10 protein-coding genes are annotated in these 12325 nt (G+C 65.6%); 4 read left to right on the forward strand and 6 right to left on the reverse strand.

Annotated features, from left to right (window positions below; all coding sequences use genetic code 11):
- From QMX79_RS09255 to QMX79_RS09265, 3 genes are all read right to left on the reverse strand, one after another.
- Window positions 1-465: chemotaxis protein CheB (locus tag QMX79_RS09255; protein WP_282246481.1), on the reverse strand; the 465-nt coding region annotated here is incomplete at its 3' end.
- Window positions 465-1313, reverse strand: coding sequence for a CheR family methyltransferase (locus QMX79_RS09260; protein ID WP_282246482.1), 849 nt, complete (start codon window positions 1311-1313; stop codon window positions 465-467). The genes QMX79_RS09255 and QMX79_RS09260, both read right to left, overlap by 1 nt.
- On the reverse strand, window positions 1286-4384 hold the full coding sequence (locus QMX79_RS09265) for a response regulator (protein WP_282246483.1): 3099 nt from the start codon (window positions 4382-4384) through the stop codon (window positions 1286-1288). Before QMX79_RS09265 ends, QMX79_RS09260 begins: the two co-directional genes overlap by 28 nt.
- 157 nt (window positions 4385-4541) lie before the next feature.
- Between QMX79_RS09265 and QMX79_RS09270 the strand changes: the two genes are divergently transcribed.
- The 4 genes from QMX79_RS09270 (at window position 4542) to QMX79_RS09285 (ending at window position 8242) form a co-directional block, all read left to right on the forward strand.
- Window positions 4542-5699: an ATP-binding protein gene (locus tag QMX79_RS09270; RefSeq protein ID WP_282246484.1), complete on the forward strand. Its 1158-nt coding sequence runs from the start codon at window positions 4542-4544 to the stop codon at window positions 5697-5699.
- Complete coding sequence (locus tag QMX79_RS09275) at window positions 5692-6060, forward strand: response regulator (RefSeq protein ID WP_282246485.1); 369 nt, start codon at window positions 5692-5694, stop codon at window positions 6058-6060. Before QMX79_RS09270 ends, QMX79_RS09275 begins: the two co-directional genes overlap by 8 nt.
- Before the next feature lie 104 nt (window positions 6061-6164).
- A complete protein-coding gene (locus QMX79_RS09280; RefSeq protein WP_282246486.1) occupies window positions 6165-7955 on the forward strand; it encodes a sensor domain-containing phosphodiesterase in 1791 nt (596 codons plus the stop codon).
- 50 nt (window positions 7956-8005) lie between these two features.
- The gene (locus tag QMX79_RS09285; protein WP_282246487.1) at window positions 8006-8242 is read left to right on the forward strand and encodes a DUF1653 domain-containing protein; all 237 of its coding nucleotides are present in this window, start codon (window positions 8006-8008) and stop codon (window positions 8240-8242) included.
- Window positions 8243-8319: 77 nt separating this feature from the next.
- Here QMX79_RS09285 and QMX79_RS09290 read toward each other — a convergent pair whose 3' ends face one another.
- From QMX79_RS09290 to QMX79_RS09300, 3 genes are all read right to left on the reverse strand, one after another.
- Window positions 8320-9234 carry a hypothetical protein gene (locus QMX79_RS09290; RefSeq protein WP_282246488.1) on the reverse strand — a complete coding sequence of 305 codons (915 nt, stop codon included), beginning with the start codon at window positions 9232-9234 and terminating at the stop codon, window positions 8320-8322.
- Window positions 9235-9961: 727 nt separating this feature from the next.
- Window positions 9962-10483, reverse strand: a complete 522-nt coding sequence (locus tag QMX79_RS09295) for a DUF4189 domain-containing protein (protein ID WP_336618859.1) — start codon at window positions 10481-10483, stop codon at window positions 9962-9964.
- A 1312-nt stretch (window positions 10484-11795) separates the two neighbouring features.
- A complete protein-coding gene (locus QMX79_RS09300) occupies window positions 11796-12323 on the reverse strand; it encodes a DUF4189 domain-containing protein (protein ID WP_282246489.1) in 528 nt (175 codons plus the stop codon).
- Window positions 12324-12325: the final 2 nt, after the last annotated feature.

Below are 12325 nucleotides of genomic sequence, written 5' to 3' on the forward strand. Positions count from 1 at the left end.
GATCCAGGCCTGGCCACCGGCGTTGCGGACTGCGGCTACGCCGGCACTGCCGTCGTTGCTGGCCCCTGTGAGCAGGATGGCCAGCACGCCGCTGCCGAACACTTCGGCGGCGCTTTCGAACATCGGGTCGATCGCCGGCCGCGAGAACAGCACCGGCGCGTCCACGGACAAGGCCAGGCTGCTGCGGCTCTCGACCAGCAGATGGTAGTCCGGCGGCGCGAAGGTCACCGTGCCGGGCGCCAGCGGCTGCTTGTCCTCGGCTTCACGTACCGGCAATGGACAGCGCACGTCGAGCAGGTCGGCGATCCGGCTGGGGCGGTCACGCGGCAGGTGCAGCACCACCAGTACCGGCATCGGCAGGTCGGCGGGCAGCGCAGCCAACAGTTGCTGCAGCGCGCTCACGCCGCCGGCGGACGCGCCGACCACGATGACCTCGAATCCGGGCTGCTCGACCGTGGTGTCCATCAGGCCAGCTTCCGGTACAGGCGCTGTTCGCGGGCGCAGGCTTCGAACGCATCGGCATGCTCGCCGAACTGCAGCGACTCCTTGCTGCCCAGGCCCAGGAAGCCGCGGTGCACCAGCGCCTCGTGGAACAGGCCGATGGCACGGTCCTGCAGGGCGCGCTGGAAGTAGATCAGCACGTTGCGGCACGACACCAGGTGCACTTCGGAAAACACGGTATCGGTGGCCAGGCTGTGGTCGGCGAACACGATGTTGCGCTTGAGCCGGCGGTCGAACACCACGCTGCCGTAGCCGGTGCTGTAGTAGTCCGACAAGGAGCCGGTGCCACCGGCTTCCAGGTAGTTGCGGCTGAACTGGGCCAGGCGGTCCAGCGCGAACGCGCCGGTTTCGGCGGCTTCCAGCGCATCGGGGTTGATGTCGGTGGCGTAGATGATGGCGCGGTCCAGCAGGCCTTCTTCCTGCAGCAGGATCGCCAGCGACCACACTTCCTCGCCGGTGCTGCAGCCGGCGATCCACAGTTTGATCGACGGATAGGTGCGCAGCACCGGGATGGCGTGCTCGCGCAGCATGCGGAAGTAGGCCGGGTCACGGAACATCTCCGAGACCTGCACGGTGAAGTACTGCATGGCCAGCGCGAAGGTTTCCGGCTCATGCAGCAGCCGGTGCTGCAGCGCCCCCATGTTGTCGCACTCGAAGCGTGCCATGGCGTGGCGCATGCGCCGGCGCAGCGACGCCAGCGCGTAGTCGCGGAAATCGTAGTGGTAACGCTGGTACACCGCCTCCAGCAGCAGGCGCAGTTCCAGGTCGAACAGCTCGGCTTCGTTCATCGGCGCGAACACCACACGCGGCACAGCGAGACCAGCTTGTCCACGTCGATGGGCTTGGCGATGTAATCGTTGGCACCGGCCTGCAGGCAATGCTCGCGATCATCGGGCATGGCCTTGGCGGTCAGCGCGATGATCGGCAGGTCGCGCCAGCGGTTGTCGCGGCGGATCTCGCGCATCGCGGTCAGCCCGTCCATCTCCGGCATCATGATGTCCATCAGCACCAGGTCGATCTCCGGGCCCAGGCGTTCGAGTGCCTCGCGGCCGTTGCGGGCGATCTCCAGCTTCACCCCCAGCGGCTCGAGCACGCTGGACAGCGCGAAGATGTTGCGCACATCGTCTTCGGCCAGCAGCACGGTGCGCCCGTCCAGCACCGCATCGCGGCGGCGCGCTTCGCGCAGCAGGCGCTGCTGGTCGCTGGGCAGCGAGGCTTCCACGCTGTGCAGGAACAGGGTCACTTCATCGAGCAGGCGCTCGGGCGAGCGCGCGCCCTTGATGATGATGCTCTTGGAATAGCGGCGCAGGCGCTGCTCTTCGTCGCGGGTCAGGGCGCGGCCGGTGTAGACGATGACCGGCGGGAAGGCGACCGCTTCGTTGCCGGCCATGTACTCAAGCAGGTCGTAGCCGGTGCCGTCGGGCAGCGCCAGGTCGGTGACCATGCAGTCGAAGGTGGAGGTGCCCAGTTCGGCCTTCGCTTCGGCGAGGCTGCCCACCGCGGTGATTTCCAGCTGGTCGCGGCCCAGCAGCAACTGCAGGTTGGAGCGCAGCGCGCTGTCGTCCTCGACGATCAGCAGGCGCCGCACATCGCGTTCGCTGGTCGCTTCCAGCTGCTGGATCGCCTCGACCAGGCGTTCGCGCGTGGCCGGCTTGATCACATACCCGATCGCGCCCAGCTCCATCGCCACCTGCGAGCGCTCCAGCCCGGACACCACGTGCACCGGGATGTGCCGCGTGGCCGGATCGCGCTTTAGACGCTCCAGCACGCTCAGGCCCGACACATCGGGCAGGCCGATATCCAGCAGCACGCCGTTGGGGCGCAGCTCAGTGGCCAGTGCAAGCGCCTCCTCGGCCGTCTGCGCCACCACGCAGTCGAAGTCCAGCTCATGGGCCATGCCCACCAGCGCCTCGGCGAAGGTCACGTCGTCCTCGACCACCAGGATCATGCGGCCGGCGCGACTGCGGCGGCCACGGTCATCCACCACGCGCGGCGACGGCGCGGCGGCCGACGCCCCATGGGCATTGCCGAGCAGCGGTGCCGGGGCTGCCAGCTTCGCTGCGGGTGCCGGGCGCACATCGGGTGCCGCCATCGGCGCTGCCGTCGCGGTGCCCGCCGCCAGCGGCAGGTCCAGGATGAAGCAGCTGCCACGGCCGGGTTCGCTCGACACGGTAATGGCGCCGCCCATGCGCGCGGCCAGGTCGCGCGAGATCGACAGGCCCAGTCCCGTGCCGCCGTAACGGCGCCGGGTGCTGCCATCGGCCTGGCGGAAGGCTTCGAAGATCACTTCGGTCTGCGCCTGCGGAATGCCGATACCGGTATCGGTCACCGCGAACTGGATGCGCCCTGCCCCGTTGCCGCGCACCACCAGCGAGACGCTGCCGTGTTCGGTGAACTTCACCGCGTTGGCCAGCAGGTTCTTCAGGATCTGCTGCAGGCGCTGCCCGTCGGCCACCAGCTGGCTGGGCGCATCGCTGTCGGCGCGGATGTCCAGCGCCAGGCCCTTCTGCGCGGCCAGCGGCTCGAAGGTTTCCTTCAGGCGCTGCAGCACGCTGGACACCGCCAGGTTTTCTTCGGCCAGTTCGACATGCCCGGCCTCGATGCGCGACAGGTCCAGGATGTCGTTGATCAGCGCCAGCAGGTCGTTGTTGGACGAGTGGATGGCCTGCGCGTACTTGACCTGTTCGGCGGTCAGGGTGCCGTCCTTGTTGTCGGCCAGCAGCTTGGCCAGGATCAGCGCGCTGTTGAGCGGGGTGCGCAGTTCGTGCGACATGTTGGCCAGGAATTCGGACTTGTAGCGCGAACTGGCCTCCAGCTCGCGGCTGTTCTGCACCAGCTGGCCCTGCGCGATCAGCAGCGCCTGCTGGCGCGCTTCCAGTTCATGGGTGCGCTCTTCCAGCTGCACGTTGGTCTGCTCCAGCTCGGCCTGCTGCTGTTCCAGGTTGGCCTGCGAATGCAGCAGGCTGCGGCTCTGCTCTTCCAGCTCTTCGTTGGCCACCCGCAGCTCTTCCTGCTGGGTCTGCAGCTCTTCGCTCTGGCGCTGGGTTTCTTCCAGCAGCTCCACCAGCTGCGCGCGCAGCAGCGCGGTGCGCAGGGCCACGCCCAGCGGTTCGGCGCACTGCAGCAGCAGCCCCAACTCTAGCGCGCGCGCCGGCGACACGCCGGCCCTGCCCAGTTCCACCAGGCCGATCACCGCGCCATCGGCGGTGATCGGTCCCAGCAGGCGCTGGTGCACGGGGGTGCGGCCCAGCGCGGTTTCGATCTCAAGCAGGCTTTCGCCCTCTTCCAGCCGGCGCGGCTGGCCCTGACGCAGGACTTCCCCCCATTGCCCGGCAGCCGCCGGAAGCGAATCGGGCAACTGCGGCGGCAACGCGGCGCCACCCACCAGCACCAGCCGTTCGCCCTGCAACCGGTACAGGGCGCCAACGTCGGCATTCAGGCGCGCGCACAGCGTGCGCATCGCCTCATCGGCCAGCACCCGCGGTTCCGGGTCGCCGCGCAGGCTGACCGTCACGTCATTCTCGGCTTCCTGCAGCCACAGCGCGTCAGCGGCGCTGCGGCGGGCCTGGATGGCCTTGATCACCGTCAACGCCATCAGCAGGAAGCAGATCCCACCGATGGTGCGGTTGACGAAGGAGAACGCGGAATTGGTGCTGGCCGGGGCCAGGTGATAGCCCACGACCAGGAGGATGCAGGAGCCGGCCGCCACCAACAGCGGCACCTCCAGCCGGCGCTGGAACAGGGTGATGCCCACCGCCATGAAGTACGTCAGCCACACCGCATAGCCCAGCGGCACCACCAGCTCCAGGCCGATGGTGAAGGCCATCAGGCCGGCCGATGCCAGCCAGATCCAGCGGTCGCGAGCGGTTGGCGCAGCATTCATGCACACGGTTCCAGCGTGAAAAGGGGTTCGATGTTAACCGAACTGTGAATTCGGGCGTTATACGCCAAATGGCGGCGTGTTCAGAACCGATGTTGACACTATCTTCACATCGCGACTCCTACGGTTCAGCCCCTTAAAGGGGAGTAAAACCGCCGCCGTGGTCCAGGCAGTCACCGATATCGCGCCGCTTGCTGATGATCGTCTGCAGTTGCAGCTGTTGATCGATCACGTATCCGATCACGCGATTTACCTGCTTGACGCGCAGGGCTGCATCCGCAGCTGGAACCGGGGCTGCGAGCGGGTCAAGGGGTATTCCACCGAGGAAGTGATGGGGCAGCACGTGCGGCTGTTCTACGCCCCCGACGAGCGCGCCTCCGGCACCGCCGAACACACCCTGGCCCAGGCCGAGCAGCATGGCCGCTACGCTGGCGAAGGCTGGCGGGTGCGCCGCAGCGGCGAGTGCTTCCGCGCCAGCGAGGTGATCGAAGCCGTGCGCCAGGACGGCGCCCTGCTCGGCTTCGTCAAGGTCACCCAGGACGTCACCGAGCGCTACCACGCCCAGCGCCTGCTGCAGGACGCCCAGCGTGCCCGCGAGCAGTTGCAGCAGTTCGAAGGCGTGGGCCGGCTCACGCGCGGGCTGGCGCACGAATTCAACAACCTGCTGACCACCATCGGCAACGCGCTGGACCTGATCTCGCTGCGCCCCGGCGCCGATGCGCGTACCCGCGAACTGACCGAGCTGGCCCAGGCCGCCGCCGACCGGGGCTCGCTGCTGACCCGCCAGCTGCTGGCGTTCTCGGCCGACCAGACCCTGGTACGCGAGCCCCTTCAGGTAGCGCGGCTGTTCGAGCAGGAACTGCCGGTGCTGCAGCGGGCCTGCCCGGACAACATCCGGCTGCGTCTGGAAGTGCCTTTCGACCTACCTCGAATCACCACCGATGGCGTACAGTTGCATACCGCTGTATTGAACCTGCTGCTCAACAGCTGCGAGGCCATGCCGCAGGGCGGGACCATCACCATCAGTGCCACGGCCGAACAACGCCTGGCCCCGGACCTGGCCAACCCCACGCAGCGCCGCTATGTGGCCATCGCGGTGACGGACCAGGGCAATGGCATGCCGCCGGATGTGGCCGAGCGTGCCAGCGAACCGTTCTTCACCACCAAGGAAGTCGGCAAGGGCAGCGGTCTGGGCCTGAGCCAGGTATTTGGCTTCGTGTCCCAGTGCGACGGTTTCGTCGATGTACAGACCGCCCCCGGACGCGGCACCACTGTCCGTTTGTTGTTACCTGCCCTAGAGGAAGTCGCGCATGTCTGAGCCCCTTCGTGTGTTGATGGTCGAAGACCAGGAAGACCTGCGCGAGCTGATCGGACAGGCGCTGCGTGATTTCGGTATCGAGGTGCATACGGCCACCGACGGCCCGACGGCCGTTCAATTGATCGACATGAACGGCGGCTTCGATGTCGTGTTCAGCGACGTCAACATGCCCGAGGGCATGAGCGGACTGGAATTGAGCGCGCATGTCGCCAATGCCCTGCCAAACGCCCGGATGATCCTGTCGTCCGGCTATGCACGGTCCCAGCTGCCGCCGCTTCCGGAAAATGTTGAATTCCTGCCGAAACCCTACCGGCTCAAGCAGTTGGTGACGCTGCTGAAGGAATCTTCGCCGGCGACCTGATGCGCGCCGAGGTGAATGCTTCATACCTGAACAGCGCACTTCACACCGGCACTGCAAACGCGGCGGGATAGTACCTGCGTACTCCGTTTGACAGGACGCACGGAATGCTCGACCGCAGCCAGGATCTGGAACGCATCGCGCTGATCGAAGCGCTCAACGTGATGGATCCCGCCTTGGGGCGCTCGCTGGACCCGGTCACCGAACTGGCGGCGTTTACCTTCGGCACCGCCATTGCGCTGATCTCCATCGTCGATGCCGACTCGCAGCGCTTCATATCGCGTGTCGGGCTGGCGCTGGAACGCACCGACCGCCACCACTCGATCTGCTCGTGCGCGCTGCAGTCCAGCGGGATCCTGCAGATCGAAGACCTGCGCCAGGATCCCCGCTTCCACGACAACCCGCTGGTGGCCGGCCCCGAGCAGATGCGCTTCTACGCCGGCGCGCCGCTGGTGACCCGAAACGGCATCGCGCTGGGCACGCTGTGCCTGATGGACCGCACCCCGCGCGTGTTGACCGCCGATGAGCAGCGCCAGCTGCAGACCCTGGCGCGGATCGTGGTCAACCAGATGGAACTGAAGATGTCGCTGGGCCGGCGCGAGCCGATCAGCGGGCTACCCAACCGCCAGCAGTTCCAGGCCGATCTGAGCGTGCTCGGCCGCCAGGACGGCAGCAACCAGTTCACCGGCGTGCTGCTGGATGTGTTCGACCTGCAGAGCGCCAATGACGCCGGCCAGGCGCTGGGCCTGAAGCCGGTGGAATCCCTGCTCCGGCAGGCGTCGCTGCGCGTGCAGGAAGTGCTGACCGAAGACGTGCAGGTCTACCACGTGGCCTCCACCCGGTTCGCGTTCGTGCTGCGCAACCAGGACCACGCGCAGGTCGAGGCGCTGATGCAGCGGCTGCGCGAGCGCATGCGGCGGCCGCTGATGGTCGGCAGCATTCCGATGTCGCCGCAGTTCCACGCCGGGCTGTGCGACTTCCGTGCCGATCCGGATGAAGCCGGCGACCTGGTACGTAAATGCATGGTGGCGCTGAACCACGCGCTGCAGACCGACGCCTGCCTGTGCTGGTACTCGGCCGACCGCGATGCGCACCTGCGCCGCCGTTACCGGCTTGCCTCCGATGCCGCGCGCGGGCTGGCCCAGGAGCAGTTCAGCCTGGTCTACCAACCGCGCTACGACCTGCGCGATGGTCAGCCGGTGTCGGCCGAAGCCCTGCTGCGCTGGACGCACCCGATGCTGGGGCCGATCACGCCGGGCGAGTTCATTCCCGTGCTGGAGTGCACGGCGCTGATGCCGGCGCTCAGCCAATGGGTGATCGAGCATGCGTTCGCGCAGGCGGCGCGCTGGCAGCGGCTGCTGCCCGGGTTCACCTTGTCCATCAATCTCTCCCCCCGGGACTTCGACAATGCCAACCTGTGGACCGGCATGGCCGAGCGTCTGCGTACCAATGGCCTGGTGCCGTCGCAGATCGAAGTGGAGATCACCGAAGGCCAGTGGCTGCACAGCCACCCCGCCGCCCTGCCCCAGCTGCGCGCAATGGCCGCCGCCGGCGTGCGCATCGCCATCGACGACTTCGGCAGTGGCTACAGCAACTTCGGGTACCTGAGCGAAGTGCCGATCAGCCACATCAAGGTGGACCAGAGCCTGGTCACCGGCCTGGCGCGCTCGCGTACCGCCCGGCTGAAGGTGGAGGCCATCATCCGGCTCGCCCAGCAGCTGGGCTACCGCACGGTGGCCGAGGGAGTGGAGCACGAGTCAGAACTGTCGCTGCTGCGGCTGTGGGACTGCAACGAGGCGCAGGGGTATTACCTGGCCCGGCCAATGAGTGCCGATGCCGTCACGCAGTTGGTGCTGGCCTGCCGCGCGGGGCCGCCGAGCGATATCGACAGCGACTAGGCCGCCGTCGGGTTGCGATAATGGCGGCATTCCATTGCCTGGCGCTTCCCATGTCCGACCTAACCCCCCTGCCCATCCTTGCTCCGGGTCACTACCGCCACTTCAAGGGCGGCAACTATCAGGTGATCGACGTGGTGCGCCACAGCGAGACCCTGCTGCCGATGGTGTTGTATCGCCCGTTGGACGAGGACCTGGGGCTGTGGGTGCGACCGTATGACATGTTCACCGCGCAGGTCGAGGTGGACGGTGTGCTGCGGCCACGGTTTGCATTGGTGGGCCAGGGCTAAGCAGGCCAGTCGCCGCCGCACGCAAAAAGAAAGCGCCCCGAGGGGCGCTTTCTTGCTACGAGGCCAACGCCATGGACTCAAGGTGTCGCGGTCACACCCTGGGCCGAGGCGCCGACCACGATGAACGGGTCGCGCCCGGCATCGGCGTAGGCGCCGCAGCTGGCGTCGCCCGGTGCCACCGGATCGCATGGCCACACCGCGCGCGGCACGGTATCGCGCGGCTCGAAGCGCTCGCCATTCCAGACCGCGAAGCCCAGGTGCAGCCGGCCCCACTCGCCGTAGCTGCGCGGCTCGGGTTTCTCGGTGGCGCCGACGTCCACATACCAGCGCACCGCCGGGCCGAACTGAAGCTTGCCCGCATCCAGCTGCACGCGTGCGCCGTCGGCGCCATAACGCTTCCGGTCGGCGTCGGACAGCAACGGCTCCGCCGGCAGCGCCTGCTGGGTGATGTCCACCGGGGCCGCGCCCGCGCTCACGCGGTACACGCGCTGCTGCACCAGCCCCTCGCGGCAGCTGCCGGCCGGCAGACGCACCGTCTTGACCGGCTCGGCGTCGGGGCCGCGGTTGTCGGCACACGCGAACGGGCCGGACACCAGGTACACCGTGGTGGACGGGTCAGCGCCTTCGAACGAGCGCACCCAGACATCGCCCTGCACCGCCAGGAAGTCCGGGCGCAGCCCGTAGCCGGGCACGGCCTTGAACCAGCCCTTCTGCCCCACCTGGCGTTCGCGCCAGGCGCGCGGGAGAAGCAGCTGCTGCTCCGGAATGGCCACCAGCAACGCCGAGAGGTGCGCCGGCAGCGTGCCTTGGCAGGCGCCGATCAGGAGGTCCGCCTGGGAGGCCAGACGTGCCGCGAGGTCGTTCGGGCAGCGCGCACCGAGCTGACGCTCGATCTGGTTGTTGTCATTGGCGAGCGTGGGGATAACCAGCGGGCGCGGCGCCACGGGTACCGGTTCGGAAGAAGGTTCTGGTCCGGCTGGCGGACTGCTCATCGACGGTGTTTCCATCGATGCAGCTGCAGCTGCAGCTGCAGCTGATGCCGCCGCGTCCACGGAAGCAGACGGGATCACAGGACGTTGCGCCGCCGCAGCAGAGACAGGTGCCGCCACGGCGGGCGCGGGATCGACTGTGGCTGCAGGCATCGCCGCCGACGCCTCGACTGCGCCTTCGACGCTGGCGGTCGGTGCCACATCATCAACCTCTTCAATCGCAGCGGAAGGCTCTCGACTCACCGGTTCAACCGGCTCAACCGGCCGAGGCTCAATACCCGGCGTCACAGTCGCTGGCAGATTGACCAGTGCAGGCCCAGCGACAGTCGTCGCTTCCTGATCACTCATCGAAGCAGGTGTTGCGGGCGGCGCATTGGTCGGACTGGCGACGCCTGCTGCCTCGCTAACCGCCGATGCGGGGGATACAACCTCTGGTGTCGCCTGAGCTTGCACAGTGAATGTGGCAAGCGGTAACAGCAGCAGAAGCGATGCCGAACAGCCGACTTCCAAGCTACGGGAGAAAACCGAATTCTTACGCATCATGTCGTCCTTGAACTAATAAATGAACTGTAGTGGTCATGCCTGCACCGCAACGATTCGACGTTGCGGCATACCACCATGTTCGCGCTCCACGCCTTTCAAATACGCGAATTCCGTCACAAGCAGTTACGTTGCACTCTCGGCACGGGTTGCCGTGTTCCGACGACTACGTTCCACGAATGGCAATACATCAGAACCTTTCAAAATACGGCATGCTGCACTCAGCGTAGATCGTCGTACAGCTATGGCTGCCGGAATTCCTGCATGACGCTGTCGCGCGCTCAAGCGCGATCTCCTTCGTCGCCCCCGTATCGAGTCGTGTCCCAAGCGACTTGTCCGCCTGAATCACCGCTGCGCACTGGTTCTTGAATGTCAGCCCCTCCTTGCAGTCAGTAGCTCCCCATTGAGAGCACTTCTCGACGGCACCCGCGACAGCTTCCGCCTTTGACATCTTTCCGACGACTGCCCCAGCATCCCCTGACTTGGAAAAGGCAACCGCTCCCCAGGTCTTGTGCCATCGGCCTGTCGGGACCGGATCGCCACTCCCGCCGGAACCGGCACCGGTTGGTGCACAGCCCCCTGCCCCTTGTCCGCCGATCGGATACTGTCCGGGAGGGCAACGTCCCTCTGCAACTGAGCGTCCAACGACGGCCGTGGATAGCACGATTACCACCAACAGGAATCCTATCGCTTGGTTATGCGTCCGGGCCACCTGGCTATCCCCTCAACGGAACGATTTGAACTCAGATAGACTACAGGCGGAGTAAATCACTTCACACTGTTGACCGCCAGCTTCACAGCGCTGCCTTGCCATGGTGGATGCTTGGCTCAACGTTTCAGCACGTACGATGCTCGAGAGAGTCGCACCAGAGTTACGTGCGGCGGCGGTCGGATCCGCGAGCGCAACGCACTGGTTGTAGTAGTCAATTCTGATCTCACAGTCTTTACCCCCACCGCGCTTGCATTCCTGCAAGGCGAGCTGGATTGCAGCCTTCTTTGACTTCTGCGATACCGAGACCCCGGTCGCCGTAGGACCTTTGGGATCCGCCGCATTCTTCCCTTCTGCCACCGCACCCCAACGAGTTTCCCATTTACCATCGGGCACCATTCTGCGCGGCTCACCTGGCCCGGATTGTGGAATGGGTGCGCAACCCTGCACGCCCTGTCCGCCGACGGGGTAGGAGCCTGGTGGGCATGCGCCTTCGCCAAATGCGGCGATAGGAGCGAAAGCCAAGACAAATAGAAAGATAAGTCTTCTCAAAGAATTCCCTACGACACGCCAGTCTCGACCCAGAGCAAAAGCTGTAGAGCCAGTACGACAACCTGCCTTTCCAGATCTGTCAGTGACGATCACTACCCAACCCACCTAACGGAATGACTTGAACTCGGACATGCTGCAGGCAGCGTAGACGATGCTGCACTTCTGGCCACTCTGAGCGCTGCTGCACTGGGCGAGGGCCAGGCTCTTGGCTTGATCCTCGGTCTCTGCATGCGCAGCAATAGAAGTTCCCGCACCGCCCTTCAAGCTCTCAGCAGTGGCATCTGCAATTGCGGCGCACTGATTGTAGTAGGTCAATCGCGTCTTACAGGCTTTTCCGCCCAATCGCTCGCACTCAGCAGTTGCGGCTGCAATTGCCTGCCGCTTCGACTTCATGGAAACAGACGCTCCCGTAGCCAGCGTAGTCGGATCTTCCGAAATCGCGCCCCAACGCGTTTCCCACTTGCCAGTCGGAACGGGTCCTCGCGAATCCGCGCCACCCGAGGAAGGGATGGGGGCGCAGCCACCCGCCCCTTGCCCTCCGATCGGATACTGACCGGGAGGGCAACGTCCTTCTGCGAAGGCGGTGAAAGGGAGGAACGCAAGACTCAACAGGACGATCATCAATCGCATCACGTGCTGCCCCGGTTACATTGAAGTACACAGTGTCGGACACAGCAACGGCAGCAGAAAGGCCTGACGACATCCACGTCGGCGCTAGCGCTCCCGTACACCCGCTCAGAAGGCAAGACGCTGGCGCCTTAGATCAACGGAATGATTTGTATTCAGACATGCTGCACGCAGAGTAAACAATTTCGCAGGTCTGGCCACTCTCCATGCCTTGGCATTTGGAAAGCGCGGCCTCCTTCGCTTGTTCCACCGTTTCCGCTGACACCACCATCGATTTTCCTCCTCCACTGGCGAGTTGACTGGAATCAGGGTCAGCGATTGCAATGCACTGATTAAAGTACGCCAAGCGAAGCTTGCAGTTCTTGCCGCCAAGCCTCTTGCATTCTGCGTCCGCTGCCGCGACCGCAAGGCGCTTCGATTTCATTGATACCGATGCGCCGGTCGACATGCTGTCCGTGTCCTCCGACACGGCGCCCCACCTGGTTTGCCACTCCCCATCCGCGACCATTCGCCTCTCGGAGGAACCCGCGCCACCACCCGGAATAGGTGCACAACCCTGAACACCCTGGCCGCCAATGGGATATGAGCCCGGCGGGCAGGCGCCCTCAGCAAAAGCTGTTTGCGAAGCCACCAGAAGGAAAATCGCTGCGATCAGTTTTCTCATGA

It is taken from the genome of Stenotrophomonas sp. PS02300 (assembly GCF_029959395.1).
Classification (GTDB): Bacteria; Pseudomonadota; Gammaproteobacteria; order Xanthomonadales; family Xanthomonadaceae; genus Stenotrophomonas; species Stenotrophomonas maltophilia_AD.

What these genes read in the sequence shown, in the direction of transcription:
- QMX79_RS09285 (WP_282246487.1), top strand. Translation starts at nt 8,006, where the DNA reads ATGTCCGACCTAACCCCCCTGCCCATCCTTGCTCCGGGTCACTACCGC.
- QMX79_RS09280 (WP_282246486.1), top strand. Translation starts at nt 6,165, where the DNA reads ATGCTCGACCGCAGCCAGGATCTGGAACGCATCGCGCTGATCGAAGCG.
- QMX79_RS09290 (WP_282246488.1), bottom strand. Translation starts at nt 9,234, where the DNA reads ATGAGCAGTCCGCCAGCCGGACCAGAACCTTCTTCCGAACCGGTACCC.
- QMX79_RS09265 (WP_282246483.1), bottom strand. Translation starts at nt 4,384, where the DNA reads ATGAATGCTGCGCCAACCGCTCGCGACCGCTGGATCTGGCTGGCATCG.
- QMX79_RS09300 (WP_282246489.1), bottom strand. Translation starts at nt 12,323, where the DNA reads ATGAGAAAACTGATCGCAGCGATTTTCCTTCTGGTGGCTTCGCAAACA.
- QMX79_RS09275 (WP_282246485.1), top strand. Translation starts at nt 5,692, where the DNA reads ATGTCTGAGCCCCTTCGTGTGTTGATGGTCGAAGACCAGGAAGACCTG.